This is a genomic window from Sphaerotilus mobilis, from assembly GCF_004216565.1.
Classification (GTDB): domain Bacteria; phylum Pseudomonadota; class Gammaproteobacteria; order Burkholderiales; family Burkholderiaceae_C; genus Sphaerotilus; species Sphaerotilus mobilis.
In genome coordinates this window covers 144190-170386 of record NZ_SGWV01000012.1, presented here as the reverse complement: position 1 = coordinate 170386, position 26197 = coordinate 144190, and the positions used below count along the sequence as shown (strand labels likewise).

At 65.7% G+C, this 26197-nt stretch carries 26 protein-coding genes and 1 other RNA gene; 18 read left to right on the top strand and 9 right to left on the bottom strand.

Annotated features, from left to right (window positions below):
* Nucleotide 1: 1 nt before the first annotated feature.
* On the top strand, nt 2-460 hold the full coding sequence (locus tag EV685_RS18550) for a VPA1267 family protein (protein WP_242615666.1): 459 nt from the start codon (nt 2-4) through the stop codon (nt 458-460).
* Entirely contained in the window at nt 457-2700 is a 2244-nt protein-coding gene (locus tag EV685_RS18545; RefSeq protein ID WP_130483544.1) for an ATP-dependent DNA helicase, read from the top strand. The genes EV685_RS18550 and EV685_RS18545 overlap by 4 nt, the downstream gene beginning before the upstream one ends.
* 25 nt (nt 2701-2725) lie before the next feature.
* Here the strand turns inward: EV685_RS18545 and EV685_RS18540 are convergent, their stop codons facing one another.
* From EV685_RS18540 to EV685_RS18515, 7 genes are all read right to left on the bottom strand, one after another.
* A complete protein-coding gene (locus EV685_RS18540; protein ID WP_130483637.1) occupies nt 2726-4969 on the bottom strand; it encodes a copper-transporting P-type ATPase in 2244 nt (747 codons plus the stop codon).
* 459 nt (nt 4970-5428) lie between these two features.
* Complete coding sequence (locus EV685_RS20715) at nt 5429-5566, bottom strand: hypothetical protein (RefSeq protein WP_207224871.1); 138 nt, start codon at nt 5564-5566, stop codon at nt 5429-5431.
* 31 nt (nt 5567-5597) lie between these two features.
* The gene (locus tag EV685_RS18535; protein ID WP_130483543.1) at nt 5598-5849 is read right to left on the bottom strand and encodes a DUF2933 domain-containing protein; all 252 of its coding nucleotides are present in this window, start codon (nt 5847-5849) and stop codon (nt 5598-5600) included.
* A 19-nt stretch (nt 5850-5868) separates the two neighbouring features.
* Nucleotides 5869-6534 (bottom strand): methyltransferase family protein, encoded by a 666-nt coding sequence (locus EV685_RS18530; RefSeq protein ID WP_130483542.1) that lies wholly within the window; start codon nt 6532-6534, stop codon nt 5869-5871.
* The gene (locus EV685_RS18525; RefSeq protein WP_130483541.1) at nt 6515-6754 is read right to left on the bottom strand and encodes a DUF2933 domain-containing protein; all 240 of its coding nucleotides are present in this window, start codon (nt 6752-6754) and stop codon (nt 6515-6517) included. Before EV685_RS18525 ends, EV685_RS18530 begins: the two co-directional genes overlap by 20 nt.
* Nucleotides 6755-6769: 15 nt before the next feature.
* A complete protein-coding gene (locus EV685_RS18520) occupies nt 6770-7261 on the bottom strand; it encodes a hypothetical protein (protein WP_130483540.1) in 492 nt (163 codons plus the stop codon).
* Between the two features lie 60 nt (nt 7262-7321).
* Nucleotides 7322-7600 (bottom strand): heavy-metal-associated domain-containing protein, encoded by a 279-nt coding sequence (locus tag EV685_RS18515; RefSeq protein WP_130483539.1) that lies wholly within the window; start codon nt 7598-7600, stop codon nt 7322-7324.
* Between the two features lie 172 nt (nt 7601-7772).
* On the opposite strand from EV685_RS18515, the gene cueR reads away from it, so the two are divergent.
* Nucleotides 7773-8228, top strand: a complete 456-nt coding sequence (cueR, locus tag EV685_RS18510; RefSeq protein ID WP_130483538.1) for a Cu(I)-responsive transcriptional regulator — start codon at nt 7773-7775, stop codon at nt 8226-8228.
* A gap of 65 nt (nt 8229-8293) precedes the next feature.
* Here cueR and EV685_RS18505 read toward each other — a convergent pair whose 3' ends face one another.
* A complete protein-coding gene (locus tag EV685_RS18505) occupies nt 8294-8533 on the bottom strand; it encodes a hypothetical protein (protein WP_130483537.1) in 240 nt (79 codons plus the stop codon).
* 306 nt (nt 8534-8839) lie between these two features.
* Between EV685_RS18505 and EV685_RS18500 the strand changes: the two genes are divergently transcribed.
* The 12 genes from EV685_RS18500 to EV685_RS18445 all read left to right on the top strand — a co-directional run bounded on the left by EV685_RS18500 (nt 8840) and on the right by EV685_RS18445 (nt 21054).
* Nucleotides 8840-9127 (top strand): hypothetical protein, encoded by a 288-nt coding sequence (locus EV685_RS18500; protein ID WP_165396862.1) that lies wholly within the window; start codon nt 8840-8842, stop codon nt 9125-9127.
* Nucleotides 9124-10524, top strand: a complete 1401-nt coding sequence (locus EV685_RS18495; protein WP_130483535.1) for a TolC family protein — start codon at nt 9124-9126, stop codon at nt 10522-10524. The genes EV685_RS18500 and EV685_RS18495 overlap by 4 nt, the downstream gene beginning before the upstream one ends.
* A gap of 14 nt (nt 10525-10538) precedes the next feature.
* Nucleotides 10539-11906 carry a multicopper oxidase family protein gene (locus EV685_RS18490; RefSeq protein ID WP_130483534.1) on the top strand — a complete coding sequence of 456 codons (1368 nt, stop codon included), beginning with the start codon at nt 10539-10541 and terminating at the stop codon, nt 11904-11906.
* Between the two features lie 14 nt (nt 11907-11920).
* Nucleotides 11921-12418: a cupredoxin domain-containing protein gene (locus EV685_RS18485; RefSeq protein ID WP_130483533.1), complete on the top strand. Its 498-nt coding sequence runs from the start codon at nt 11921-11923 to the stop codon at nt 12416-12418.
* Nucleotides 12415-12873, top strand: a complete 459-nt coding sequence (locus EV685_RS18480; protein WP_130483532.1) for a DUF411 domain-containing protein — start codon at nt 12415-12417, stop codon at nt 12871-12873. Before EV685_RS18485 ends, EV685_RS18480 begins: the two co-directional genes overlap by 4 nt.
* Nucleotides 12874-12885: 12 nt before the next feature.
* Nucleotides 12886-13224 (top strand): copper-binding protein, encoded by a 339-nt coding sequence (locus tag EV685_RS18475; RefSeq protein WP_130483531.1) that lies wholly within the window; start codon nt 12886-12888, stop codon nt 13222-13224.
* Nucleotides 13225-13294: 70 nt separating this feature from the next.
* Entirely contained in the window at nt 13295-13678 is a 384-nt protein-coding gene (locus EV685_RS18470; RefSeq protein WP_130483530.1) for a hypothetical protein, read from the top strand.
* A gap of 31 nt (nt 13679-13709) precedes the next feature.
* Entirely contained in the window at nt 13710-14993 is a 1284-nt protein-coding gene (locus tag EV685_RS18465) for a TolC family protein (protein WP_242615665.1), read from the top strand.
* The gene (locus EV685_RS18460) at nt 14990-16525 is read left to right on the top strand and encodes an efflux RND transporter periplasmic adaptor subunit (RefSeq protein WP_130483529.1); all 1536 of its coding nucleotides are present in this window, start codon (nt 14990-14992) and stop codon (nt 16523-16525) included. The genes EV685_RS18465 and EV685_RS18460 overlap by 4 nt, the downstream gene beginning before the upstream one ends.
* Entirely contained in the window at nt 16522-19692 is a 3171-nt protein-coding gene (locus EV685_RS18455) for an efflux RND transporter permease subunit (protein WP_130483528.1), read from the top strand. Before EV685_RS18460 ends, EV685_RS18455 begins: the two co-directional genes overlap by 4 nt.
* A 240-nt stretch (nt 19693-19932) precedes the next feature.
* The gene (locus tag EV685_RS18450; protein WP_130483527.1) at nt 19933-20196 is read left to right on the top strand and encodes a DUF433 domain-containing protein; all 264 of its coding nucleotides are present in this window, start codon (nt 19933-19935) and stop codon (nt 20194-20196) included.
* 180 nt (nt 20197-20376) lie between these two features.
* Nucleotides 20377-21054, top strand: a complete 678-nt coding sequence (locus EV685_RS18445) for a hypothetical protein (RefSeq protein ID WP_130483526.1) — start codon at nt 20377-20379, stop codon at nt 21052-21054.
* A 281-nt stretch (nt 21055-21335) separates the two neighbouring features.
* On the opposite strand, the gene EV685_RS18440 is transcribed toward EV685_RS18445, so the two are convergent.
* Nucleotides 21336-21881 carry a recombinase family protein gene (locus tag EV685_RS18440; protein WP_130483635.1) on the bottom strand — a complete coding sequence of 182 codons (546 nt, stop codon included), beginning with the start codon at nt 21879-21881 and terminating at the stop codon, nt 21336-21338.
* 205 nt (nt 21882-22086) lie between these two features.
* Here EV685_RS18440 and EV685_RS18435 point away from each other — a divergent pair, with 205 nt between their 5' ends.
* The 3 genes from EV685_RS18435 to EV685_RS18425 all read left to right on the top strand — a co-directional run bounded on the left by EV685_RS18435 (nt 22087) and on the right by EV685_RS18425 (nt 24538).
* Nucleotides 22087-22320: a type II toxin-antitoxin system CcdA family antitoxin gene (locus tag EV685_RS18435; protein ID WP_130483525.1), complete on the top strand. Its 234-nt coding sequence runs from the start codon at nt 22087-22089 to the stop codon at nt 22318-22320.
* Between the two features lie 189 nt (nt 22321-22509).
* Nucleotides 22510-22884, top strand: a transfer-messenger RNA (tmRNA) gene (gene ssrA, locus EV685_RS18430).
* Between the two features lie 283 nt (nt 22885-23167).
* On the top strand, nt 23168-24538 hold the full coding sequence (locus tag EV685_RS18425; protein ID WP_338054464.1) for a tyrosine-type recombinase/integrase: 1371 nt from the start codon (nt 23168-23170) through the stop codon (nt 24536-24538).
* Nucleotides 24539-26197: the final 1659 nt, after the last annotated feature.

Sequence of the window (26197 nt, the reverse complement as noted above, 5' to 3'; positions counted from 1 at the left end):
GTTGCGACAGGAGGACGAAATAGTGGCAAGTGGGCAGCAATTGGCTGAGCAGAACGTCCGGACGTTTGCCACTTGGGTCGCGAGCAAGACCGACGACGATTTCCGAGCGATGGCCAGCCGCGGCGTGTTGTCTCGCGTTGAGGTCGCCAAGGAGTGCGGTTTCGCCAAGTCGGCGCTCGACCAGAATCCTCGCATCAAGGCCGCCCTTCGCGAGTTGGAGGACGCACTGCGCCTGCGAGGCGTCCTGCCTCCGGCCGTTGAGCGCGACCCTGACGCCCCCCAAGCGTCGACGGTGCGCGAGCCGGGCCGCCTTCGTGCCGCCCAGGAGACCGAACGGCTCCGACGCCTGGAGCAGGAGAACGCCGGCCTCAAAGCCGAGGTGTCGGAGCTCAAGCGCACGATAGAGAGGTACGCCGTTCTACGCGACGCCCTGTCCCTGACGGGGAGGCTGCCGCGTTGACCGTCGAGCAGAACCTTCGGGTCGCCTCCATCCGCAGCCAGAACCCGCGCGGTTTCGGCGGCTGCATCTTCTCCGCCAAGCCCATCGACGACCAGGGTCGGGTGCAAGACGCCACCGGCTACTTCGTCGTCAAGGCTTCGGGCGCAGCGCTGGGTGGGTCCCGAGTCGAGCCTGGCCAATGGTGGAAAGTGGCTGGCGAGACCTCTAAGCGCCTGCTGGAGGTCAATGGCTACCAGGTGGCCGAGACGCAGATTGACGCCTCCAGCGCCGTTCTGCTGCGCCCGTCGGGCGAGCACATCATCGCCTTCATGGCTGACAGCCCCGCTTTCGAGGGCATCGGCCAGGTCAAAGCGCGGAAGCTCTGGGAAGCGTTCGGGGAGACGCTCTACAACCACCTGGATGCCCGAAACGCTGCCGAGCTGGCGAAGGTGCTCACCCAAGACAGCGCGGCGCAGGTTGTCGCGGCCTGGGCGCAGCACGGCGACAGCCGCACACTGCAGTGGCTGCAGGCCCAGGGCTTTGACTTGGCGCTCGGCCGGAAGGTGCTGCAGTTCTTCGGCTCCGACACGGCCGAGAAGCTCGAGGAAGACCCCTACCGACTGTTGAGCTTCTGCGCCACGTGGCGCCAGACGGATGCCCTGGCTCGCACGCACTTCGGCGTGGCCGTGGACGACCCTCGCCGCCTTCAGGGCGCCATCGAGGAGGCCTGCTACCGCGTCTTCGCCGCTGGACACACCTCGGTGCTCTCGTCCAAGCTGATGGACGTACTTCAGGGCGTCCTGGGCGCGCAGACCAAGACCTTCCGTTGGCGCAGCCTCATCCCGACCGCGCTGTCGCAGGGCCTGTCCAACGGCAGCTTCGTGGTCGGCCTGCACGGCGTTCAGCCACTGGGTGCCATGGTGATGGAGCGCCAGGTCGCGCAGGCGGTCGCCGACCGCCTCACGGCCACGGGGCCGGCGCTCCTGCCCACGGACGATGTCGACGAGCTGCTGCTGCACTACGAGAAGGCTGAGGGCATCGAGCTGAACCCCCAGCAGTGGGAAGCGGTCCACCTCGCGGCAGCCAGTTCGTTCGCCCTCATCACGGGCGGCGCCGGCGTCGGCAAGACGACCGTGCTCAAGGCTCTCTACGACGTGTACGACAGTGCCGGTATCTCCGTCACGCAACTGGCCCTGGCAGGTCGAGCGACCAAGCGCATGCAGGAAGCCACCGGCCGCCCCGCCTCGACCATCGCAAGCTTTTTGCGCACTGCAGCAGAGGGTACCTTCGACGAACGCAGCGTGGTCGTCGTCGACGAGGCCAGCATGGTCGACATCATCACGATGAGCCGGATGTGCGAGGTGCTCGGGCCTGCGCCACGCCTGTTGCTGGTAGGTGACCCCGCGCAGCTGATGCCTGTCGGGCCCGGCTTGGTGCTCCACGCGCTCACAGCGGTGCCGCAAGTGCCCGTGGCGCAGCTCACGGTGGTCAAGCGCTACGGCGGCGCCATCGCGGCCGCGGCGACCTCCATTCGCGAGGGCCGCTGGCCAGCACTTTCGCCCGACCCAGAGGCGGCAATCGGGTTCATACCTTGCGGGGTCCACCCCTCGGCCGGAGCGGAAGCCTCCCTCCCCGAGACGGTCCTGCGCCTGTACAGGCAGGACCCGGTGAACACCCAGGTGCTCTGCGCGCGGCGCAATGGCGTCGACGGCGCCAAGGGGCTCAACGCCCTGTGCCAGTCGGCGCTCACGGCCGAGGCCAAGGCCGTTCAGGTGTGGGACGAACGGCATGAGGCCTTCGCCCGGGTCGGACTCCACCTCGGCGACCCGGTGCTGTGCACGCGCAACCTCTGGGACCGTGGCTTACAGAACGGCTCGCTCGGCGTCGTCGTCCAGGTCGACGATGAGCCGCGCATGCTGACAAACGAGGATGGCGAGGCGACCAGCGTGGCGCTGGCCTGGGTCGATTGGGACGACGGCGTGCGCCGGCCTATCGTGCAGGACATGCTCGACGACCTCGAACTGGGCTACGCCATCACGGTGCACAAGGCCCAGGGCTCGCAATGGCCGCGCGTCATCGTGCCACTGACCGGCCACCGCCTGTTGGACCGAACATTGGTCTACACGGCTGTCACGCGCGCGCAGCGGCAGGTGCTGCTCGTCGGTGATGAGGTGGCGGCGAAGGCGGCTGTCGAAGGGTTGCCGCGAGCCCAAAGTCGCCAAGTCTCACTGGACCTTCATCTTGCAGACTTGCTGCGCTAAGCAAGACGCCACGCCACGCTCCCGGTCACTCGACCTTCGCCGTACGCAGGCGCAACGCGTTCGCGATGACGCTCACCGACGACAACGCCATCGCCGCCGCAGCAACTACCGGCGAGAGCAGCAGCCCGAAAAACGGGTAGAGCACGCCCGCGGCGAGCGGAATGCCCGCCACGTTGTAGGCGAAGCTCAGGAACAGGTTCTGCCGGATGTTCCTCATGGTGGCCTGGGACAGCGTGCGCGCCCGCACGATGCCCATCAGGTCGCCCTTGAGCAGCGTGATGCCAGCGCTTTCCATCGCCACGTCGGTTCCGGTCCCCATCGCAACTCCTACGGTGGCCTCGGCCAGCGCGGGCGCATCGTTGACACCATCGCCTGCCATGGCCACCACGCGGCCTTCGCTCTGCAGGCGCTTGACCACGGCCGCCTTGTCCTCTGGGAATACCTCGGCCACCACCTCGTCGATACCCAGTTCGCGGCCCACAGCCTCGGCCGTCGTCTTGCCGTCGCCCGTCAGCATGACCACGCGCACGCCGGCGGCCTGGAGAGCCTTCAGCGCCTGTGGCGTCGTGGCCTTGATGGGGTCGGCAATCGCGACGAAACCGGCCAGCTGGCCTCCGATGCCCACGAAGATGACCGTGGCAGCCTTCTGCCGTTGCGCTTCGGCTGCTGCGGCCAGGCGGCCTGAGTCGATGGCGTGCTCGGCCAGGAACTTCGCGCTGCCAGAGACAACGACTTGCGCATCGACGGTGCCGACGACCCCCTTGCCGACCGGAGAGTCGAAGTCGGTGACCGGCAACAGCGTCAGCTTGCGCTCTTGCGCATCCATCACGATGGCCATTGCCAAGGGATGTTCGCTGGCCCGTTCGACGCTCGCCAGCTTCTGCAGCACATCATCGGCGCCGAAGCCAGCCGCTGCTTCAATGTGAACGACCTTCGGGCGCCCCTCAGTGAGCGTTCCCGTCTTGTCGACCACCAGCGTGTCGACCTTCTCCATCTTTTCCAGCGCCTCGGCATCACGGATGAGCACGCCGTGCTGCGCGCCCTTGCCCACGCCGACCATGATGGACATCGGCGTCGCCAGCCCCAGCGCACACGGGCAGGCAATGATGAGCACCGCCACTGCGGTGATGAGCGCATAGCTGAACGCCGGCGAGGGCCCCCAGACCAGCCAGACTGCGAAGGTCAGCGCGGCCACCAGCATGACCACGGGCACGAACCAGCCCGCCACCTGGTCGGCCATGCGCTGGATGGGTGCACGGCTGCGCTGGGCAGCAGCGACCATGTGCACGATTTGGGACAGCAGCGTGTCGGCACCGACTTTCTCGGCCCGCATCACGAAGCCGCCGGTCTGGTTCAACGTCCCGGCCGTGACCTTGGACCCCACGGCCTTGGCCACCGGAATCGGCTCGCCAGTCACCATCGACTCGTCGACGTTGCCCTTGCCCTCGGTGAGTTCGCCGTCGACCGGGACCTTCTCGCCAGGACGCACACGCAACAAGTGGCCGACCTGGATGGCGTCGACCTGGACCGTCTCGTCACGGCCGTCGGCGTTGACCTTGACCGCCGTCTTGGGCGCCAGGCCCAGCAGCGCCTTGATGGCGCCGGACGTTTTCTCGCGCGCCCGCAGTTCGAGCACCTGCCCGAGCAGCACCAACACGGTGATGACGGCCGCGGCCTCGAAGTAGATGGGCACCGCACCGTCCGCCAAGCGCAACTCGGCGGGGAACAGCGCAGGAACCACCGTGCCGACGATGCTGTACAGCCAGGCCGCACCGGTGCCCAGTGCGATGAGCGAGAACATGTTCAGGCTGCGGTTCTTCACCGATGCGACCGCGCGGACGAAGAACGGCCACCCCGCCCAGAGCACGACAGGCGTACCCAGTAGGAGTTGCACCCAGTTCGAGGCCTGCTGCGCAATGAACTGGTGGACATTGAAGAAGTGCCCCCCCATCTCGAGCGCGAAGACCGGCACCGTGAGCGCGGTCCCAATCCAGAAGCGCCGAGTCATGTCGCGCAACTCGGGGCTTTCGCCCTGTTCGGCCGTGGCCAGCACCGGCTCCAGGGCCATGCCGCAGAGGGGGCAGTTTCCGGGGTTCATCTGGCGCACCTGCGGGTGCATCGGGCAGGTGTATTCGACCTGGCTCAGGTCGCCCTGAGGTGCCGGCAAGGAGGCGACCGAGTGGTGGTGCTCATGCCCGACGTGGTCGTGACCTGCGGGATGGTGAGCGTGGTCGCAGTGCGAACCCTTCATCACCGTGCCATCTGGCATCACATGTGTTCCGGGCTCCGCGTTGTGATGGGTGACGTCGCCCTGTGCATGCGCGTTACCTGCGTTACCTGCGTTACCTGCGTTACCTGCGTTACCTGCGTGACCACCATGGCCAACACGGGCCTGGTGGTCATGGCCTGCCACCGGTCCGTGGCCGTCCGCCAAAGGCAGCTCAGCAGCGGGGTGGACGTGCTCATGCCCAGCGTGGGCGCGGTGTTCTGTGTTCGATGACGGCATGGCGTGCTCCTGTTCTTCTTCGCAGTTTCAACCTTGCCCGAGCGGGAAGGTCAAGCGGAGTTCTATCGACGGTTCTCGAAACCCAGTTTCACGGCTGAACAGCGATGGCTGCGATGGCAATCCAGACGACAAGCCCAGCCAGGCAGGTCCAGCACAGCCAGAACAGCGTCCGCTCCCACCAAAAGGGAGGCCCATCCCGGCGCGCCAATTGGTATTTCAGGCTCATGCCAGTCCGTGGACGACCACGCCGACGACGAGCAGCGGCAGCGCGTAGTTGCGCAGCCAGTCGGGCAGCATCAGGGCCAGCCCCGCTCCCAGCACGATGGCCCCCAGGCCGGAGGCCAGTTCGGCAGCCTTCAAGGTGCCCGTTGGGCAGCTACCCCCGTTCACGTCACTCCCGCTTGTCAGGCTTGGCGTCGCTCTGGCTCTGCTCGCCGTGGCTTCCGTGTCCGCCGTGCCCACCGTGGTGGTGTCCGAACAGATGCATCAACGGGCACGCCAGGAGGAACAAGTACGGAATCGCCTGGGTGACGTGCGTCAGGTGCTCCGTCAGGAGGTAGTAAATACCGACCGCTCCAGCGATGAGCATGAAGATGCCCATCGGTGAACGCCAGCGGGACGGAGGGGTGGGGTTCTGGTTCATGGGGCGGTCCGAGGTGTATTCAGTGACTGTTGACCGGTCGGTCGGTGTTCCAACCCGACAGCTTGGGAATGAAGCGCGGGGTCTGGGACGCGTAGTCGCGCCAAGCCTGGCCGAAGGCCATCTCGGAGTCACGCTCCTCCGCAATCGCCAGGCGCACGTACATCACCACGAGCACCGGGAACATCGCGAGCGTCAGCAAGGTCGGCCACTGCAGCAGGAACCCGAACATGATGGCCACGAAGCCGATGTATTGGGGATGTCGAACTCGGCGATACGGGCCAGCTTTGGCCAGCTGATGCCGGCGCTGCGCGTGGTACAGCACATGCCAGGCGTTCGAGAGCAAGGTGAACCCAGCAAAGAGGAAGACGAAGCTCAGGATGTGCAGGACCCCGAAGTGCGGGTCAACTTGTCGGCCAGTCAGGACCCACCACAGATGACCGGCGTCATGCCCGTAGATGTTCACACCCGGGAACTTGGTCCCCAGCCAGCCCGACAGCAGGTAGATGGTCAGCGGGAATCCGTACATCTCGGCGAACAGGGCAACCACGAAGGCGCTGTACGCGCCAAAGCTGCGCCAGTCCCGCAGGTTCGTCGGCTTGAAGAAGCTGTACGCGAACCCGACGAAGACGACGGAGTTGACGAGAACCATGCCCCAAAGGCCGTAGTCATTGCCGACGTTGGTCATCATCCGTACTCCTTGGTTGCCCGTGTTGGTGACCATGGCCGCGGTGCATGAACACATGCATCAGCGGGCAGGCCAGCAAGAGCAGGTAAGGCAGAGCACCCAACAAGTGGGCGGTGTGCTCCGTGACCAGAAAGAAGCCGCCGACCGCAAGGGCTACCAGCAGCGTCAGTCCCGCAGGTGAGCGCCAGAAAGGCGGCACGTCATGATGGTCGTGGTCCATGGCAGCCCCTGGGTGTCACTTCGCAGGCGCGGAGCGAGTTGCCTCGCGGTCCATCATCATTTCCATCATGTCCATGCGCTGGGACATCATGTCGTGGTGACCCTGCATGCCCTCCATGCCGCCTTTGGCGCCCATGCCACCCATCCCCATCGAGGACTTGCCGCCCTTCATCTGCCCCATCATGTCCATGCCGTCCTTCATGGCCTTCATGTGGTCGGCCATCAGGGCCTGGCGCTCTTCGGGAGTCTTGGCCGCCATCATCTTGTCGTGCATCTCCTGCATCGACTTCATCATGGTGTCCATCTGCGCAGGCGACGGGGTGCTGGCTGCGGTAGCTGGCCTCTGTGCCGCCTTTGCTGCGGGCTTCGCTGGTGCCTTGACAGAGGCGGCAGGTGCCGAAGCACCTGCGGGATGATGTGCCGCATGGTCCTTGTCAGACGGGGCGGCCTGGGCGAACGCACCGGCTGCAAACGTGGCGGCGGTAGCGAGAACGAGAATCGAACGCATGGTTATCTCCTGAAGATGTGACAAGACTGGCAGCTTTCGCCGGGCTTCAATTGACCGGCATCAAGCACCGCACCGAGCGGCGCCAGTACCGCAGCAGCAACCACCGGTGCGCTGCGCTTCGGGACGCCCAACGGTCGGTTTGACGGCGGTGGGCTCGTAGCCAGCGGCCTGGATGGCCTGCCTGAGCGTGTCGTCTGCGGCGTTGGCCGATTCGATGCGCACGATGTGCTCGGCAAGGTCCACATCGACCTTCGCACCGTTGTCGATGGCCAAGACCGCCTTCGTGATGGCGCTGACGCAGTGACCGCAGGTCATGTCGTTGACTTGGTAGGTGAACATCACAAGCTCCTTCGCTGTTGGTGAGGTCACTTTGAACCTTCCCTCCGCAGGAAGGTCAAGCGAAGCACGGTCCCCGTTTGACCTCTGTCATCTCACCACCGGGACCGCTTGACCCTCCCATAGGGGGAAGGTTTAGACTGACCGAGAAGTCGGTTCAAGGAACTTGTTGATGATGAACATCGGTCAGGCAGCTGCTGCATCTGGCGTGTCGGCCAAGATGATTCGGAACTACGAAGAGGTAGGTCTGCTGCCTGCGGCCCAGCGGACCGACTCTGGGTATCGCCAATACGGTGCGGCTGATGTGGAGACGCTTCGCTTCATCCGGCACGCTCGTGACCTGGGCTTCTCACTGCAGACGGTGGGACAACTCGTGGGTCTTTGGCATGACCGAGGGCGACCCAGCCGCGAGGTCAAGTCGCTCGCCCTTCAACACATCCAGGAACTGGACAAGAAGGCCAAGGAACTTCTGGCCATGAAAGCAGCTCTCGAACATCTGGTGCATGGCTGCAAGGGCGATGACCGACCCGAGTGCCCCATCATCGACTCGCTCGCGTCCGAGGTGCCTTGTGGAGATAACCACGCCCACCACTCGCACCTTGTGCAAGCGACGACCAAGCGTGAGAACTGACACCTGAACGCTAAACTTCGGCCCTATTTGACATATTGGCTTGACCAACCTCTGCTAGGCTTTTGTCAGTGAGACTTTTTCGCATCCTCGTTCTGCTGCTTGTTTGCGTGCTGCTCCCCTTCCGGGGTGCGGTGGCCGCGACCATGCTTTGTGCAGAACCGGGCCAGACGAGTGAGTTCACCGCCGCAGTCGGCCATGCGCACCATGGCATGCACGGCGACGACGTTGCTGCCCACGTAGACCAGGGGCACGCAGACAAAGGCGTGACCGCTGCCGACGATGGAGCCAAGAGTGACAGCTGCCACATCTGTGCCAGTGGATGTCACGCCGCTGCGATGGTGACGGAACTGCCGTCCGCCCCGGATGCCATGCCGGTTGCTTCCATCGTGTTTCCCGCTCTCAGTGCGCCTGCGCCCGACTTCCAGTCGGAAGGCCAGGACCGCCCTCCCAGAGCCATCTGACCCCGCCTAGCCTGCCGTAGCAGGCTGACAGGGACTCGCACGTCCAGCGTGCGAGGTATTTCCGAGCTTTCCGCTCGGTTCGTCAGATGTGTTCAATCCATGCAGAAATCCACTTTGTTGTGGGTCGCAGGTCTCAGTGCCTGTGCCCCAATGCTGGCAATTGCCCAGCCCGCTGAGCCGACCAGACCGGCCACTCAGCTCAAGTACATCTCGGCCTTCGCGGACTTCAAGCCGTTCAAGGACCTCGAACCAGGCGACTGGCGAGCCTTGAACGATGCCGTCGGCGCGGCTGCCGCCAAGCAGGGTGTTCAACCCAGCCAGCCCAGCCAAACCGCCCCCGCGACCGTCCCTCCAGCAACACCGAAAGCCGGTATGCCCGCGCATGACATGAAGTCCATGCCAGGGATGAACCATCCGATGCAGGGAGGCAAGCCATGATTCGGCTCACTGCTGTTGCCGTGGCCAGCCTGGTGCTGACTGGCTGCGCCTCTTTCTCGCAGGATGGCGGGTTCGACTCCGTCGACAAGCTCACCAAGGACCGCATCGGCCAGTCGCCGTCCTATCAGCGGTCTGCTGACCAGGCGGATTCGGCGGCAACGCGCGTGGCTGAACTGCTCAAGCAGCCGCTGACCGCAGATGCAGCCGTTGAAGTCGCGCTCCTGAACAACAAGGAGCTGCAGGCCAGTTACGCCGATTTGGGCATCGCCGAGGCCGACCTGGTTCGCGCTGGACGCCTGGCCAACCCCTCTTTCACTTTCGGGCGGCTGAGTGGCAACGGCGTGGTCGAAATCGACCGTGCCGTCGTCTTCAACGTCCTTGGGCTGTTGACCATGCCGCTGGCCAAGCAGGTCGAGCAGCGTCGGTTCGAACAGGCACAGCTCCAGGCGGCCTACGAGTCCGTCGGTACCGCTGCTGAGGCGCGTAAGGCATTCTTCGAGGCGGTGGCGGCCCAGCAGTTGGTGGGCTACTTCGCGCAGGTGAAGGCAGCCGCCGATGCCTCCAACGACCTCGCCAAGCGCATGGTCCTGGCGGGCAACTTCAGCAAGCTGGCCCAGATGCGCGAGCAGTCCTTCTACTCGGACGCCGTCACCAACCTGGCCAAGGCGCAGCACCAGGCCGTCGCGGCGCGCGAGGCACTTGTGCGCGCGCTCGGCCTCTCGGGCAGTCAGCTCGACGTGAAGCTGCCGGACCGATTGCCTGACCTGCCTACGGCGCCTGCGGAGCCCAAGGACGCCGAGCAGACGGCCATGGACAAGCGGCTGGACGTGCTCATGGCCAAGCGTTCGACCGAGGCCACTGCCAAGTCACTCGGCCTGAGCAAGGCCACGCGCTTCGTGAACGTCTTGCATGTGGGCTACCAGAACAAGAGCGCCACAGGCGAAGCGCTCAGCCAGGGCTACGAAATCGAGTTGGAACTGCCGCTCTTCGATTTCGGCTCTGCACGGGTTGCGCGTGCGGAATCGACCTACATGCAGGCGGTGAATCGCACGGCCGCGGTGGCCATCAAGGCCCGCTCCGAGGTGCGCGAGTCGTACTCGGCCTACCGGACGTCCTATGACGTAGCGAAGCACTTCCGGGATGAGGTAGTGCCGCTGCGCAAGCGCATCTCCGAGGAAAACCTGCTTCGCTACAACGGGATGCTGGCCAGCGTGTTCGACCTGTTGTCCGACTCCAAGGACCAGGTGACAGGCGTCGTGGGGGCCGTCGAGGCACTGCGCGACTTCTGGGTGGCTGAGACCAACCTGCAAACCGCGGTCACGGGGCGCTCGCCCAGTGGCGGTAGCGGCGTCGGCGCCGCCAAGGCGACCGAATCGAGCCAATCTGGCGGCCACTGAGAAAGACAACAAGCATGAGCAACCGTAGAACCTTCTTCAAGGCCGCAGGCGCGTCCCTCCTTGGGGCCGCCGCCGTCAGCAAGGCTGGAGCAGCGCTGCTGCCCGAGGCCGTCATCCAGACCTCAGCCGCCACCCTGCCGCCTCCCGCTCCCCCTGATGGCCGCCCCTTCCAGCCCATCGTGACCCTCAACGGCTGGTCTCTGCCCTGGCGCATGAAGAACGGCGTCAAGGAATTCCACCTTGTCGCCGAGCCGGTGGTGCGCGAAATCGCGCCCGGCATGAAGGCCAATCTCTGGGGCTACAACGGTTCCAGCCCCGGCCCGACCATCGAAGCCGTCGAGGGTGACCGCATTCGCATCTTCGTCACCAACAAGCTGCCCGAGGTCACCTCGGTGCACTGGCACGGCATCCTCCTGCCTTCGGGCATGGACGGCGTGACGGGCCTGACGCAACCGCCCATCCAGGTCGGCAAGACCTTCATGTACGAGTTCGTGCTGCAGCGCTCGGGCACCTTCATGTACCACCCGCATGCCGACGAGATGACGCAGATGGCGATGGGCATGATGGGCCTGTTCATCGTCCACCCGAAGGACATCAAGCAGTTCAAGGTCGACCGCGACTACGGCTTCATCCTGAACGCCTACGACATCGAGCCGGGCAGTGCGACGCCCAAGGTCAACACCATGCTCGACTTCAACCTGTGGACGTGGAACAGCAGGGCCTTCCCGGGCATCGACCCGTTCGTCGCCCGCACGGGCGACAAGGTCCGCATCCGGGTCGGCAACCTGACGATGACCAACCACCCCATCCACATGCACGGGCCTCACTTCGAGGTGACGGGCACGGATGGCGGCTGGGTGCAGAAGTCGGCGCGTTGGCCCGAGGTGACGACCGACATCGCCGTGGGCCAGATGCGGGCCATCGAGTTCGACGCCATCGCCGGCGACTGGGCCATCCATTGCCACAAGTCCCACCACACCATGAACGCGATGGGGCACAACGTCCCGACCATGATTGGCGTGGACCACCGGGACGTTGCCAAGAGGATTTCGAGCCTGGTGCCCGACTACATGGTGATGGGCGAGCGCGGCATGCATGACATGGCCGAGATGGAGATGCCCATCCCCGACAACACGCTGCCGATGATGACCGGCACCGGGCCCTTCGGCCCCGTCGGTATGGGTGGCATGTTCAGCGTCGTGAAGGTCCGCGACAACCTCGCCCCTGGCGACTACAAGGACCCGGGCTGGTACCAGCACCCCGCCGGCACCGTCGCATCTGAATACACCGCCGAAGTGTCCGAGGCACCCCGGGCGACCGCGCCCGTCGCTGACGCCAACACCCTGCAAGTTCGCAAGCCCAACGGCCACACCGGCCACTGAACGAAAGAATTCCCATGAAAAAGCTTCACATCCTCACCATCGCCGCCTTGGCTGCCCTGAGCGCTGCGGGCGCCTACGCCCATGGCGACGAAAGTCACCCGATGAAGGCGCACGTCTTCGACGCATCCAAGGTTGAAGAGCGCGCGTTCGGTCGCGAGGGCGACCCGAAGAAGGTGACCCGGACCATCAAGGTCGACATGAGTGACACGATGCGTTTCACACCTGACCTGGTCACCATCAAGCGTGGCGAGACCGTGAAGTTCATCGCTGCCAATAATGGCGCGGTGATGCACGAGATGGTCCTGGGCACCGTCTCGGAGCTGAAGGAACACGCTGAGATGATGCGCAAGTTCCCGAACATGGAACATGCCGACGCGAACATGGCGCACGTCAAGCCGGGCATGAAGGGCGACATCGTTTGGCAATTCACGAAGGCCGGCGAGTACCAGTTCGCCTGCCTAATGCCTGCACACTTCGAAGCGGGCATGGTCGGCAAGGTCGTCGTCAAGTGAACCGGCGCCGTCTTATCTCCCTGGCCTGGGGTGCGACGGCGCTCGCCTCGCTCCCGGCCATTGCGGCGACCTCGCTGCCGCAAGTCGAGGTTTTCAAGAACCCGTCTTGCGGCTGCTGTGGCGCCTGGGTCGACCATCTGAAGGTTGCTGGGTTCCCAGTCAAAGTGACGTTGGTCGAAGACACCAGTGCCGTTCGTCAACGACTCGGGATGCCTGACCGGTTCGGCAGCTGCCACACGGCGACCGTCGCGAGCTATACCTTGGAGGGACACGTCCCGGCTGAGGAAGTCAAGCGCCTGCTGGTCTTGAAGCCCAAGGCCGTCGGCTTGGCCGTACCCAGCATGCCGCCCGGCTCACCCGGCATGGAAATGGGCGCCCGCAAGGACCCCTACAACGTCTTTCTCATCGACAAGAGCGGGCACGAGACCGTGTTCGCCGCCTACCCCAAAGCTTGAAGGAACCTACTCATGAAACTCATTCACATCACCGCAGCCGCCCTGTTCGCCCTGGCCACCGCGGCGCACGCCCAGTCCAACGTGGACCACTCCGCCCACCACCCGGCTGGTGCATCCGCTGCAGCGGCACCGGCGAGCGACGGTGAAGTCCGCAAGGTCGACAAGGACCAGGGCAAGCTCACCCTCAAGCACGGCCCGATTGCCAACCTCGACATGCCCGGCATGACGATGGTCTTCAAGGTGGCCGACCGCAAGCTGCTGGACGCCGTCAAGGCCGGAGACAAGGTCAAGTTCGCTGCCGAGAACCTCAACGGTGCGCTGACCGTGACCGCCATCGAAGTGGCGAAGTAAGCCGAAGCCAGGCGGAGCTTGACCTAAGACAAGCCCCGCCTGGCTCAGCCCCTCTAAGCTACCTCTATCCATGCTCAGCCTGCGCCTCCACCGCCTGACCACCGCGTTCTTCGTGGTGTTGTCGCTGCTGTTCTCGCAGCTGGCATTGGCGAGCTACGTCTGCCCGCAGGAAGTGGGGGCCGAAGCGATGGCCGCCATGGTGCAGGCGGGCCAGCCATGCGAGGGCATGGACACGCAGCAGCCGGCGCTCTGCCACGAGCACTCGGCCAACCCCGCCAAGACTTTTGAGGCGGTCAAGTTGCCGGCCGTCGTCCTGGTGGCGGTCATCCAGGCGCTTGAGCTGCCGTTCGTGCTGGACGCTTTGGAGGCGCACGCCGTGCCTGCCACCGCGTCGTCCGAGGTGCATCCGCCCCCGGACCCACTGTTCCTCACCACGCTCCGATTCCGAGTCTGAGCCACTCCGTCGACTGACCGGTGCTGCTGCGGTGCGTCCGCAGGCCAGCGTCCTTCCCGTTCGTCTTCGGAGTCTCCCCGTGCCCAAAAACATCCTGCGCGCAGTCGCCCTGGCTGCCGCCTTGCTGCCAGCCATCAGGGCGGTTGCAGAACCCTTCACCCTCGACCAGGCCGTTGACCTGGCGGTCCAGCGCTCGCAGATGGCACGCGCGGCCCGCGCCGGCGCCATGAGCGCCGCCGAGATGGCCCGCGCCTCCGGCCAGCAGCCCGACCCGATGCTGACCGTTGGCATCGACAACTTGCCCGTCACGGGCAGCGGCCGGTTCAGCACCAACGCCGAGGACATGACGATGAAGCGCATCGGCATCGCCCAGGAGTGGGTCTCAGCCGACAAGCGCTCGGCACGCGAGGCCGTCTCGAGCGCGATGCACCGGCGCGAAACGGTGATGGAAGGCGTCGCAGCGGCGGACGCCCGCATGCAGACCGCGATGGCCTACATCGAGGCCTACTACGCCGGCGAAGCGCTCAAGCTCACCGCGCTCAATGAGAAGCACGCCCGCGAGGAGCTCGAGACTGGCAAGGGCCGCCTAGCGACCCTGTCCGGCAACAGTGCCGAGGTGCTGGGGCTGACCAGCGCCGTAGGTGCTGCCGAGGATGAATCCGCCGACACCCGTCAGCAGCAGGCAGCGGCCGTCGCTGGCCTGAGTCGCTGGACGGGAGAACCTGCCGAAGAACTCGCCGCACCGAACGTGGCCATCGCGCCCACGTCCGACGCCTTTGTGGCCGCGCACCCCCTCGTCGTCGCCAAGCAGCGCGACATCGACGTGGCCCGCCAGGAGGTCGAAGTGGCGCGCCTAAGCCGGAAGCCGAACTGGAGCTATGAGGTGTCCTACGGCCAGCGGGTCGGCCGCCCGGACCTGATGTCCTTCGGCGTGAGCATTCCGCTCCCGGTGGCGCCGGCAGCACGCCAGGACCGCGAGACCGCAGCCAAGCTGGCCCTGGTCGAGAAGGCCGAGGCCGACGCCGAAGAGGCCCGCCGTGCCGCCGCGGGCGAGTACGCCGCGCTGTCCAGCGACGCTCGACGCCTGCAGGAACGCGTCGAGCGCTTCCAGACCGCCGTGCTGGAGCCCTTGAAGCAGCGCACCGCCGCCACGCTCGCGGCCTACCGCTCCAACCAAGCCAGCCTCGTGATGGTGTTCGAGGCCCGCCACGCCGAGGTTGAGGCTCAGCGCAAGGTCCTCAACCTGAAGCGCGACCTGGCCAAAACCCAAGCGCAACTCGTGTTCAAGCCAATGTCCCAAGGAGCAGCGCAATGAGCCGCGTCCAACTTTCTGTCGTGGCCCTGGCTGCTGCTCTCGTCATTGGCGGCGGCGCCTTCTATCTGGGCCGCAGCAGCGCCGTCTCCTCGCATGGCGTCGGTGCGCAGGGCCAGGCCCCTGCTGCGGCTGCATCCGCCGCCGGTGAACGCAAGGTCCTGTATTGGCAGGACCCGATGACCCCCGGTGCCCGATTCGACAAGCCGGGCAAGTCGCCGTTCATGGACATGCAGCTGCAGCCCGTCTACGCCGATGAAGCCAGCGACACCGGCGTCAAGGTGAGTTCGCAGGTGCAGCAGAACCTCGGCATCCGCACCGCAGTCGTGAAGCGGGCCGATGTCAGCGCATCCTTCGACGCGGTCGGCGCGGTGCAGTTCGACGAGCGCCTGAACGTCGCGGTGCAGACGCGCACCGCCGGCTACCTGGAGCGCCTGGCTGTACGCGCGCCGATGGAGCGCGTGGCCAAGGGACAAGCGCTGGGCACCGTGTTCGCACCGGAATGGCTGGGGCCGCTGAACGAGCTCATCGCGCTGAAGCGCTCGGGCGCATCGGGCGAGCTGGTGGCGGCAGCGCGCGAGCGCACGCGGGCGATGTCCATCCCGGCCGACCTGGTCCGCCAGGCCGAGGAAGGCAGCACGCCCAACGCCCGCTACACCCTGGTCGCACCCGCCGGCGGCGTCATCGCCGAACTCGGGGTGCGCGAGGGCGTCGCCGTGTCGCCCGGCATGACGCTGTTCCGCATCGCCGGCCTGGAGAAGGTCTGGGCTGTGGCCGAAGTGCCAGAGGCCCAAGCCGTGCAACTCAAGCGCGGACAGAAGGTCTCGGCAGCGCTGCAGGCCGACCCCGGCCAGACGTTCACGGGAACGATGCAGGAAATCCTGCCCCAGGTGAACGCTACGACGCGCACGCTGCAGGCCCGCTTCGAGGTCGACAACCGGGGCGGCAAGCTGGTCCCAGGCATGCTGCTGCGCCTGCAGGTGGCCGGCCCGACCGCATCGCGGCTGGTGGTGCCGTCCGAGGCCATCATCCGCACCGGCACGCGTGCAGTCGCCATCGTGCGCAAGGACAACGGGGCCTTTGAGCCGCGTGAGGTCAAGCTGGGGGCTGAACTCGGGGACCAGCTGGAGGTTCTTCAAGGATTGGCGGAGGGCGACCAGGTGGTGGCCAGCGGCCAGTTCCTCGTCGACTCCGAGGCGCGACTGCGCTCTGTGCTGGGCAGCCTGGCTGCGGCCGAACCCGCAGCGACGCAAGCGTCCGCGCCGGCCTCAATGCCGGCATCGAAGGCTGCCGCCCCTGCCGCTGCGAGCTACATGGCGCAAGGCAAGGTCGAGAGCGTCGAGGCCGACAGCCTGACCATCTCCCACGGTGCCATCGCCGAGCTCAAGTGGCCTGCGATGACCATGGGCTTCAACAAGCCCAGCGCCAAGGCCTTCCCGGACGTGAAGCCCGGTGACTCGGTGCACTTCGAGTTCAAGAAGAAGGGCGACGACTACGAGCTGGTCTCGGTCCACCGCCTGGGAGGCGCCAAGTGATTGCCGCACTCATCCGCTGGTCGGTCGCGAACCGCTTCCTGGTCCTCATCGCCACGGCCTTTCTTGTCGCCGCCGCGCTGTTCTCGGTGGCCAACACGCCGGTGGACGCCCTGCCGGACGTGTCGGACACCCAGGTCATCGTGCGCACCAGCTACCCGGGCAAGCCGCCACAGGTGGTCGAGGACCTCGTGACCTATCCGCTGACGACGACGATGCTCAGCGTGCCGGGCGCCAAGGTGGTGCGGGGCTACTCGTTCTTCGGCGACTCCTTCGTCTACATCCTGTTCGACGACAAGACCGACCCGTACTGGGCGCGCTCGCGTGTGGTCGAGTACCTCAACCAGGTGCAGAGCCGCCTGCCGGCGGGCGCCACCGCGGCACTCGGGCCCGATGCGACTGGTGTGGGCTGGGTCTACGAATATGCGCTGGTCGACAAGACGGGCAAGACCGACATTGCCCAGCTGCGCGCACTCAACGACTGGTTCCTGAAGTTCGAGCTGAAGACGGTGCCCGACGTGGCCGAGGTCGCCAGCATCGGCGGCATGGTGCGTCAGTACCAGGTCGTGCTCGACCCGGACCGCATGCGCCAGGTCGGTGTCACGCAGGGCATGGTGATGGAGGCGCTTCAGAAGGCAAACCAGTCGTCCGGTGGCTCGGTGGTCGAGCTGGCCGAGACCGAGTACATGGTGCGCTCGCGCGGCTTCCTGAAGTCGCTCGACGACTTCCGCGGCATACCGGTCACCCTCACCGGCGCCACGCCGGTCCTGCTGCGCGATGTCGCCATCGTCCAGCTCGGGCCGGAGATGCGGCGCGGCATCGCCGAGCTGGACGGGCAAGGCGAGGTGACCGGCGGTGTCGTGGTCATGCGCTCGGGCAAGAACGCACGAGCCGCCATCGCTGGGGTCAAGGCCAAGTTCGAACAGCTCAAGCCCAGCCTGCCGCCGGGCGTCGAGGTGGTCGAGACCTATGACCGCTCGAAGCTCATCGACCGCTCCATCGACAACCTCAAGCTGAAGCTGACCGAGGAGTTCATCGCGGTGACGGTGGTCTGCGCCATCTTTCTGTTCCACCTGCGCTCTGCACTGGTGGCGGTCATTTCGCTGCCTATCGCGGTGGGCATCGCCTTCGTGGTCATGCACTGGCAGGGACTGAACGCCAACATCCTCAGCCTGGCCGGCATCGCGCTGGCCTGCGGCGCGGCACTCGACGGCGTGGTGGTGCTGCTGGAAGCGGCCCACAAGCACATCGAGGCCTTCGAGCACCAGCACGGCCGGATGCCGACCACGCCGGAGCGCTGGGCGCTGGTGACCGACTCTGCCGTGGAAGTCGGCCCGGCGCTGTTCTTCTCGCTGTTGGTCATCACGCTGTCCTTCCTGCCGGTGTTCACGCTGGAGGCGCAGGAGGGCCGGATGTTCTCGCCGCTGGCCTTCACCAAGACCTACACGATGGCGGCGGCCGCAGCGCTGTCCGTGACGCTGGTGCCGGTGCTGATGGGCCTGCTGGTGCGGGGCCGGATTCCGCACGAGAACGCGAACCCGCTGAACCGCTTCCTGATGCGCCTCTACCGCCCAGCGTTGGAGGCCGTGCTGCGCTTCCCGAAGGCCACGCTGCTCATTGCGGGGCTGGTGTTAGCGCTGACCGCCATCCCGGTCATGCGGCTGGGTGGCGAGTTCATGCCGCCTCTGGACGAAGGTGACCTGCTCTACATGCCGTCGGCCCTGCCGGGCCTGTCGGTCTCGAAGGCGACCGAGTTGTTGCAGCAGACCGACAGGCTCATCAAGACGGTGCCCGAGGTCGAACGCGTCTTCGGCAAGGCCGGCCGCGCCGACAGCGCGACCGACCCGGCGCCGCTGGAGATGTTCGAGACCACCATCCAGTTCAAGCCGCGCGAGCAATGGCGCGCGGGCATGACGCCGGACAAGCTGGTCGAGGAGCTGGACCGCGCGGTCAAGGTGCCGGGCCTGTCCAACATCTGGGTGCCACCCATCCGCAACCGCATCGACATGCTGGCCACCGGCATCAAGAGCCCGGTGGGCATCAAGGTCGCCGGCACCGACCTGGCCACCATCGACAAGCTGGCCACGCAGATTGAATCCGTGGTGAAGAACGTGCCCGGCGTCTCGTCGGCATTGGCCGAACGGTTGACCGGCGGGCGCTACGTCGACATCGACGTGGACCGTGCAGCCGCTGCACGCTATGGCATGTCGGTCGCCGACGTACAGGCCATCGTCGCCACCGCCATCGGCGGTGAGAACGTCGGCGAGGTGGTGAGCGGCCGGGAGCGCTTCCCCATCAACCTGCGCTACCCGCGCGAGATACGCGACTCGCTGGAGCGCCTGCGCACGCTGCCCTTCGTGACCGAAAAGGGCGCGCAACTGCTGCTGCAGGATGTCGCCCATGTCCGGCTGGAAGAAGGCCCGCCGATGCTGCGCAGCGAAAATGCGCGTCTGTCCGGCTGGGTCTATGTCGACGTGCGCGGCCGCGACCTGCGTTCGGTGGTGCACGACATGCAAGCGGCCGTGGCGAAGGAGGTCGTCATGCCGGCGGGCTACGCCATCTCCTGGTCGGGGCAGTTCGAGTACCTGGAGCGAGCCACCGAGCGCATGAAGGTCGTGGTGCCTGCCACGCTGGCCGTCATCTTCGTGCTGCTCTACCTGCTGTTCCGCAACGCGGCGGACGCGGTGCTGGTGATGGCGGCGGTGCCGTTCTCGCTGGTCGGCGGCTTCTGGCTGGTCTGGCTGCTGGGGCACGCCATCTCGGTGGCCACGGCCGTGGGCTTCATCGCGCTGGCCGGCGTGGCGGCCGAGTTTGGCGTGGTGATGCTGGTCTACCTGGAGAACGCGCTGAAACAGCGCCTGGCTGCGGGCGAGCCGGACAACGAAGCGACGCTGCTGGCCGCCATCCGTGAGGGGGCCGTGCTGCGCGTGCGCCCCAAGGCCATGACCGTGGCCATCGTGATGGCCGGCCTGGTGCCGATGATGTGGGGCCACGGCACCGGCTCGGAAATCATGGGGCGCATCGCCGCACCGATGGTCGGTGGCATGGTGACCGCGCCTCTGCTGTCGATGCTGGTGGTGCCGGCGGCGTGGTATCTGCTGCATCGAAGGAGGCACGGTTTTGTCGCGAAGAGTCAACCCGTGCACGTCCTGCATGCCGATTCAAACTGACGGCAGTTGCGCCGTGGACGCTGTGGTCGAGCATCGAGCCGGTCGGCGCTTTGCCACAGCCCAACGGCGTTTGTTAAGGTGGGCTGAATCGCATTTCGGAGTGCGGTCAGTTCGCTGTACTCGGTGCGCGTACCGGCTGATTACCTGTGGGGACGATGGTCTGTGCATGACGTCGCACCGCGGAGTGGCTGGATTCGACACATACCGGTCCATCAGAAGACATCGTTAGGGGAAAGCAGCATGAGCTTCGACATACATCCACCTGAAGTCGAGGTCGACGCGGACGTCATGGGCGGCACGCCGGTATTTGCAGGTTCGCGCCTTCCGATTGCCAACGTGCTCGCGAGCGTAGACGCAGGGGTGACCTGGGAGCGGCTGCTAGAAAGTTGGCCCTGGCTCACGCAAGCACATGTCGAGGCGGCGCGCATCTACGCGGCTGAGCATGACATTCGCGTGAGACCGTGGGCTCTTGGTGCGTTCAACGCCGCGCGTCGGTGGAAGTGACCGGCGGCCAAGATTGCTGGCGACATTGGCCGCCGGGTTCGCAGGCTATGGCCTCAGCTTAGCCCACTGTTCGTCATTCCAATCTGGCCGAAACGCATCCGTGCACTCAGCGTTGGCGCTTGAAGACTGGCTCCAACATGGCGCAGCGACAATGCTGGGAGATTGACCTCACCGACCAGCATGACCACCAACCACGGGGTATCCAATGCCCTGACGGTGCCACAAGCACAACAAGGCAACCTGGCCGCGTCGTACGTCAGCACTGTTGTGACTGCGGGACTGACGACAGAAGGGGCCGCCTTCCAGGGGGTAGCTGCAGCGGCCGGGACGGCAGTTAAGGCAGCCATGGCCCAAATGTTGACCGAATGGGTCACAGGCGCTGCCCCGTGCCTAGGCCCAGACCAGGATGAACTCTCGTGGTTTTTGAGCAAGCGGGCAAATGCCCTCATCAACTTTTGGTTGACGTCGAAAAAGCTTGCGGCGCTTGAGCCGCGGTCTCCAGCGGGAACTGGCTGCGTCATCGTTTCAAGAGCGGCCGTCGAGCACTGCCGAGACCATCGGGCGCTCCAAGGGGTAAGTCAGCCTGCAGTCACCGAGCTGCTAACCCAGCTGTTCGTGCACGGTAGTCCGAACTACGCGCCAAATACGAGCAAGGGAGAGCATGGCAAGGGGTACCAGAACCAGCTTGTGATGTTCGACGCCACCTACAAAGCCCTTGAACCTAGCGCGATGGGTGAGACTCCAGCAGGAATCCTGCAGCATACGGGGGCCCCGTATGTGCACCTGAAACTGGTGACGGCTTATTGGACGAAGCCCGGCAGCGTGTCCAAACTTCGAGCAGACATGCTCAAGAAGTGAGGTCGTAAAAGAAAGAACCTTGCACCTGAGGAGGAGCGGCTGCGCACCCAGCTTCCGACACCTTGGTCGGTCGCCTCGTCCGAGGTCGCCCTCGCAAGGATGCACATTTTCCTCATCAGCGCCTAACCCTGTGCACGGGCTTGGCCACCGGGACGCCTTTCCGGGTCTCTCTGATGCAAGGTCTCAAAAGTATAGCACTCAGCGACTTGCCCCCCGAGGCGACTCGTCGCCCCAGTGCTGAGCTGCAGCTCAGGCTGTGCCCCGTAGCTGTCCCTGCACAGTCATCCACTCAACCGCCGATACAGCGTGGCGCGCCCAACACCCAGGGTCTTTGCGACATCGACGGCCGGCGTGCCGGCCGTGAGCAGCTTTCGGGCGGCGTCGAGCTTTGCCTCATCCAACTTCGACTTGCGCCCACCTTTGCGCCCGCGAGCTCGGGCCGCAGCCAAGCCGGCCGTCGTACGCTCGCGAATCAAGTCCCGCTCCATTTCAGCGAGGGCCGCCATCATGTGGAAGAAGAACCGGCCGGCGGGCGTGCTGGTGTCGATGCCATCTGTCAGGCTGCGGAACTGGATGCCGCGGCCCTTCAGCAAGTCGACCAGCTCTACTAGCCCTTTCACTGTGCGCCCGAGCCGGTCCAGCTTCCAGACAACCAAGGTGTCGCCTTCTCGAAGGTAGGCCAGCGCCTCATCAAGGCCGGTCTTCACTGCGGCGGCGCCGCTGACCTGGTCGCTGAACAGCCGCTCGCATCCGACTTTCGTCAGTGCGTCCGTTTGGAGGTCCAAGTTCTGTTCGTCCGTGGAGACTCGGGCGTAGCCAATGAGCATAGACATGTGAGGAAGTGTCTCGATTCCCGTTGAACTCTACAGAAACGGGACATAGAAAACAAGACAGGCAATCGAGACACAAAACGAGCCGCCTAAGCTCGTTCCTGGCTGCCCAACTCAGGTGTCTCACAAACCCTGGTTTGTGGGACGGAGTCGAACGCCTCGGCCAAGCAGCTGTGCGTGGCATAGACTGAACTCAGCTCTGATGGACTCGAACATGCCCACCGCTCACCGTCCTCGCAACGAAGCTGTTGTCCCGATTCCGGTCGAAGCCCGTGACGAGGGAGCCCCCGGCGCGCGAACAGGTCAGGTAGGCCATGCGGCAGCGGGGACACGCCTACAAGAGCAATGGCTCACTGACAACCAGGTGGCCCTGCAGAGCTCCAATGCATTCGTCGAACGGCACGGGCTGCCGCTGAGTCGCTATCGCAACTTCTGAGCGTCGCGCAGCTTTGCGCTGCGGGGCCAACGCCTCATGCGCAGCCTTTCCGGAGAAGCTGGCGGGGCACCCCAGCCGCCAATGCAGTGAGCTGGCCTAAGGTGGGGCGTGCGTTTGGCCGATTTCGGGCGTCGGCGCTCTCATGCTCGCTACTTGCGCTATACTGTCCTGTTCGTCAAGCACATCTATGGGGGTGAATTGGCTTCGACGTAGGTACGGATTCGTATCAGGGCATGCCGAGCACCAGTTCGCTCGTAAAACCACTGGAAACAAAGTAACTGCGAACGATACCTCGTACGCCCTCGCCGCTTAAAACCGGTGAGCCTCTCAGCGGTAGGCCAATGGGCCGCGTCTGAAGTCGCAAGACGTTAGACAGAGAGGTCATTCACATTGGCTGGTCAGCGCCCGTGCACCTTGGACGCTGACGAGACTCAAGGGTGCTGGCTCTCCCAGTAGCGTGCCACTGCGCGACTGGGAGGGTGAGACTCAAATCAGACGGCTACGCATGTAGAACTGGACGGAAAAGGCTTGCGGACGCGGGTTCGAACCCCGCCACCTCCATACCCTTTCCTCATCTGAAGCCCGCCTTGTGCGGGCTTCAGTGTTTCTGGACAGCACAAAGTGCACGTCCGATATGGCTTGAGAATATGACTGCACACTTGTGCACATTGGCACTTCTCTCGTAGTCAGTCACTCACATCGAGCGAAGTGGAGCAAAAGTCCTGAGATAAAGCTTCAATTCCCCCCGGCTCCACCATTGCAGGGTCCATCAAGGGCCATAGAAGTCCAGAAGGCCTAAGTGAATCAATCACTTAGGCCTTTTTTTCGTCCATAGACGTGCACCGAAGTGCATGGACTTCCAGCCCTCGAAGCAGGAACTTTGGCAGGAACTCCACAATCCGGGTTCCTGCACAAGAAAAGTTCCTGCATGCCGCGCGACCTCATCCCCGGCGACGTCACGATCCGAAGCATCAAGCCCGGCGACCCTCGCACGCGGCTGAGCGACGGCGACGGCCTTTACCTGCGCCTGTTCGTCAAGGGCGGTTCGCACGGCTGGCGGCTCGACTACAGGATCAACGGCGTCCGCAAGAACCTGAGTCTGGGCACCTACCCGGACACCGGCCTGGCGCTGGCCAGGAAGAAGGCGAACGAGGCGCGGGCGATGGTCAGCGCAGGCATCGACCCGAGCGACGCCCGGAAGACTGCGAAGCAAGAGGCCCGGCAGCGGCTGGCGGAGAAGAAGACCGCCGACGCAGGCCTGCCGCCGGCTGGATCGTTCGAGGCCGTGGCCCGCGAGTGGCTGGCCACAGTCCACACCGCCAAGGTGAGCGACGGCCACGCTACGCGGACACGCATCCGCCTGGAACAGGACGCCTTCCCGTGGATCGGCCGGCGACCGCTGGACGAGATCGAGGCGCCCGAGTTGCTGCAGTGCCTGCGACGCGTCGAGGAACGAGGCGCGATCGAGACAGCGCACCGGGTCAAGGACGCATGCGGCCAGGTCTTCCGGTACGGCATCGCCACCGGGGCATGCACCCGCAACCCGGCTGCCGACCTGCGCGACGCCCTGCGGCCTGTGGTCACACGTCACCATGCAGCCATTACAGACCCAGGCCAGGTCGGCGCGCTGCTGCGCGACATGGCGGGATATCAGGGGCACCCGGTCACCCGCTGCGCGCTGACCCTGTCGGCACTGCTGCTGCTGCGGCCTGGCGAACTGCGGCACATGGAATGGTCCTGGGTCGACACCGCCGACGCCCTCTTGACCATTCCTGGCGACGCCATGAAGCGGAACAAGGCAGACAAGGTGAACGGCCCTCCGCACCTGGTGCCGCTGTCTGCTCAGGCCCTCGCGGCGCTGGCCGAGCTGCAGCCGCTGACCGGGTCCGGGCAGTACGTGTTCCCGGCCCTGAGCACATCCAAGCGCTGCATGAGCGAGAACACCGTGCGCAGCGCCCTGCGTCGCCTGGGCTACGGCAATGACGACATGACGGCGCATGGCTTCCGGGCGATGGCTCGCACCATGATTGCCGAGCGGCTGGGCATCGCGCCCGAGGTGATCGAGGCGCAGCTCGCGCACGCCGTGCCCGATGCCCTGGGCCGGGCCTACAACCGGACGCAGTACCTCGAGCAGCGGCGCGACATGATGACCCGATGGGCCGACTACCTCGACCGGCTGCGAGCCGGGGCACAGGTGCTCGCCTTCAAGGCCGGATAGCTCTACCGGGCCGAGGCACATCGCCTGCCGCCAGGCCGACAACCGACGCACACCACCCGCCCGGCCTTGCGCCGGGCGTTGTCCATCTAGCCTGACCTGCAGGGCTAGGGGCTGATCCTTCGCCTGCAGCAGACCCGGACAGGGTCCGATCCCCGGGCCGCCGGGGGAGGCGGCGGGGCGGTTTCTTCTTCGCGCTGCACTCGGCGCGACGCGATCGAGGGCACCAGATGGCCGAACGGTGGCGTGCACGTTTGGCCGACGTGCATCAGGCACCGGGGGCAACGGGGGCAGCGGCGCTGAATCGGCCGGAAACCCAGTATTGGCGCGGCTTCCAGCCCGATCAGGCTACCGGGGGCAGAGGCGGGGGCAAAGCGGGGGCAGCGGGGGCAGGAAGGAAGAGAAGATGAGTTGACTCAATCACATCTTCTTGTCTTCTTCTGCTCGCTTCACCAGCGTTTGCGGTGCTTTTCGCGATGAATCTTGCCGATCACCTGCCTTCAACATGCCCCCGGGGGGGGCGTCGAAACTCTAGAGGCCTCGTCTAGAGGACCGGCCTGCTCCTCATTTTTCTGCGCGCGCAGGTTTCGGGGGTGGGGGGGGTCGACGCCTGCCGCCGCGGGCACCGCACTGGCCGGGCGCCGGCTCGTGCGCCTGGTCGAGGTCGAGGCCCCGGCCACCGCCGGCCGCGCGGCACCAGCTCGCGCACCTGGTCGAGGTCGAGGCCTGCCGCCGCTGGCACCGCGCCAGCCGTGCACCTGGTCGAGGTCGAGGCCTGCCGCCGCCGGCCGGGCACCAGCTCGCGCACCTGGTCGAGGTCGAGGCCTGCCGCCGCCGGCCGGGCACCAGCTCGCGCACCTGGTCGAGGTCGAGGCCTGCCGATGCTGGCCGGGCACCAGCTCGTGCACCTGGTCGAGGTCGAGGCCTGCCGATGCTGGCCGGGCACCAGCTCGTGCACCTGGTCGAGGTCGTGGCCTGCCGCCGCTGGCACCGCGCCAGCCGTGCACCTGGTCGAGGTCGTGGCCTGCCGCCGGCCGCAGCGGGACCAGCTTGCGCACCTGGTCGAGGTCATGGCCTGCCGCCGCTGGCACCGCGCCAGCCGTGCACCTGGTCGAGGTCGTGGCCTGGACCGAGTCCACCCGCGAGGCCGGCGACTCGTCCGCCGGCAACCTGGGCCGCTGCCCGACTCAGGCGTCATCTACATCCGCGCCTGTGCCGTTGACAGCGCGATCGCGACTGCGCCGTCCTGGATCAGGCCCTGAAGGAGCCAGGTCCAGCCGGCCAGGCCGACAACGTGCAGCCGCTGCTGTGCCGGCCGTGCAGCGATGCCAAGACGGCCGCCGAGTCGGCGCGCGGAGAGCGCAAGGGAGGGGGGGTGGTGAATCTCTGCAACTGCCCGACCGGAAACCGATCTGGTAGCCAAATTTTTGCGTGCGGGAGTTTTGGATTTTTTCTTCTTCCTGATGGGCATGTGCCAGCCCGCGCACCTGGACGAGGCCCGGCCACTGCGGCTGCAGCGGCACCAGCCCGCGCACCTGGATGAGGCCCCGGCCACCGCCGGCTGCAGCGGCACCAGCTCGCGCACCTGGTCGAGGTCGAGGCCCCGGCCACCGCCGGCTGCAGCGGCACCAGCTCACGCACCTGGTCGAGGTCGAGGCCCCG

What these genes read in the sequence shown, in the direction of transcription:
- EV685_RS18525 (WP_130483541.1), bottom strand. Translation starts at nt 6,754, where the DNA reads ATGGACCACGACCATCATGACGTGCCGCCTTTCTGGCGCTCACCTGCG.
- EV685_RS18450 (WP_130483527.1), top strand. Translation starts at nt 19,933, where the DNA reads ATGAGCTTCGACATACATCCACCTGAAGTCGAGGTCGACGCGGACGTC.
- EV685_RS18495 (WP_130483535.1), top strand. Translation starts at nt 9,124, where the DNA reads ATGATTCGGCTCACTGCTGTTGCCGTGGCCAGCCTGGTGCTGACTGGC.
- EV685_RS18540 (WP_130483637.1), bottom strand. Translation starts at nt 4,969, where the DNA reads ATGCCAGATGGCACGGTGATGAAGGGTTCGCACTGCGACCACGCTCAC.
- EV685_RS18500 (WP_165396862.1), top strand. Translation starts at nt 8,840, where the DNA reads ATGCTGGCAATTGCCCAGCCCGCTGAGCCGACCAGACCGGCCACTCAG.
- EV685_RS18435 (WP_130483525.1), top strand. Translation starts at nt 22,087, where the DNA reads ATGGACTCGAACATGCCCACCGCTCACCGTCCTCGCAACGAAGCTGTT.
- EV685_RS18535 (WP_130483543.1), bottom strand. Translation starts at nt 5,849, where the DNA reads ATGAACCAGAACCCCACCCCTCCGTCCCGCTGGCGTTCACCGATGGGC.
- EV685_RS18530 (WP_130483542.1), bottom strand. Translation starts at nt 6,534, where the DNA reads ATGACCAACGTCGGCAATGACTACGGCCTTTGGGGCATGGTTCTCGTC.
- EV685_RS18485 (WP_130483533.1), top strand. Translation starts at nt 11,921, where the DNA reads ATGAAAAAGCTTCACATCCTCACCATCGCCGCCTTGGCTGCCCTGAGC.
- cueR (WP_130483538.1), top strand. Translation starts at nt 7,773, where the DNA reads ATGAACATCGGTCAGGCAGCTGCTGCATCTGGCGTGTCGGCCAAGATG.
- EV685_RS18460 (WP_130483529.1), top strand. Translation starts at nt 14,990, where the DNA reads ATGAGCCGCGTCCAACTTTCTGTCGTGGCCCTGGCTGCTGCTCTCGTC.
- EV685_RS18475 (WP_130483531.1), top strand. Translation starts at nt 12,886, where the DNA reads ATGAAACTCATTCACATCACCGCAGCCGCCCTGTTCGCCCTGGCCACC.
- EV685_RS18490 (WP_130483534.1), top strand. Translation starts at nt 10,539, where the DNA reads ATGAGCAACCGTAGAACCTTCTTCAAGGCCGCAGGCGCGTCCCTCCTT.
- EV685_RS18515 (WP_130483539.1), bottom strand. Translation starts at nt 7,600, where the DNA reads ATGTTCACCTACCAAGTCAACGACATGACCTGCGGTCACTGCGTCAGC.
- EV685_RS18440 (WP_130483635.1), bottom strand. Translation starts at nt 21,881, where the DNA reads ATGCTCATTGGCTACGCCCGAGTCTCCACGGACGAACAGAACTTGGAC.
- EV685_RS18470 (WP_130483530.1), top strand. Translation starts at nt 13,295, where the DNA reads ATGCTCAGCCTGCGCCTCCACCGCCTGACCACCGCGTTCTTCGTGGTG.
- EV685_RS18445 (WP_130483526.1), top strand. Translation starts at nt 20,377, where the DNA reads ATGACCACCAACCACGGGGTATCCAATGCCCTGACGGTGCCACAAGCA.
- EV685_RS18520 (WP_130483540.1), bottom strand. Translation starts at nt 7,261, where the DNA reads ATGCGTTCGATTCTCGTTCTCGCTACCGCCGCCACGTTTGCAGCCGGT.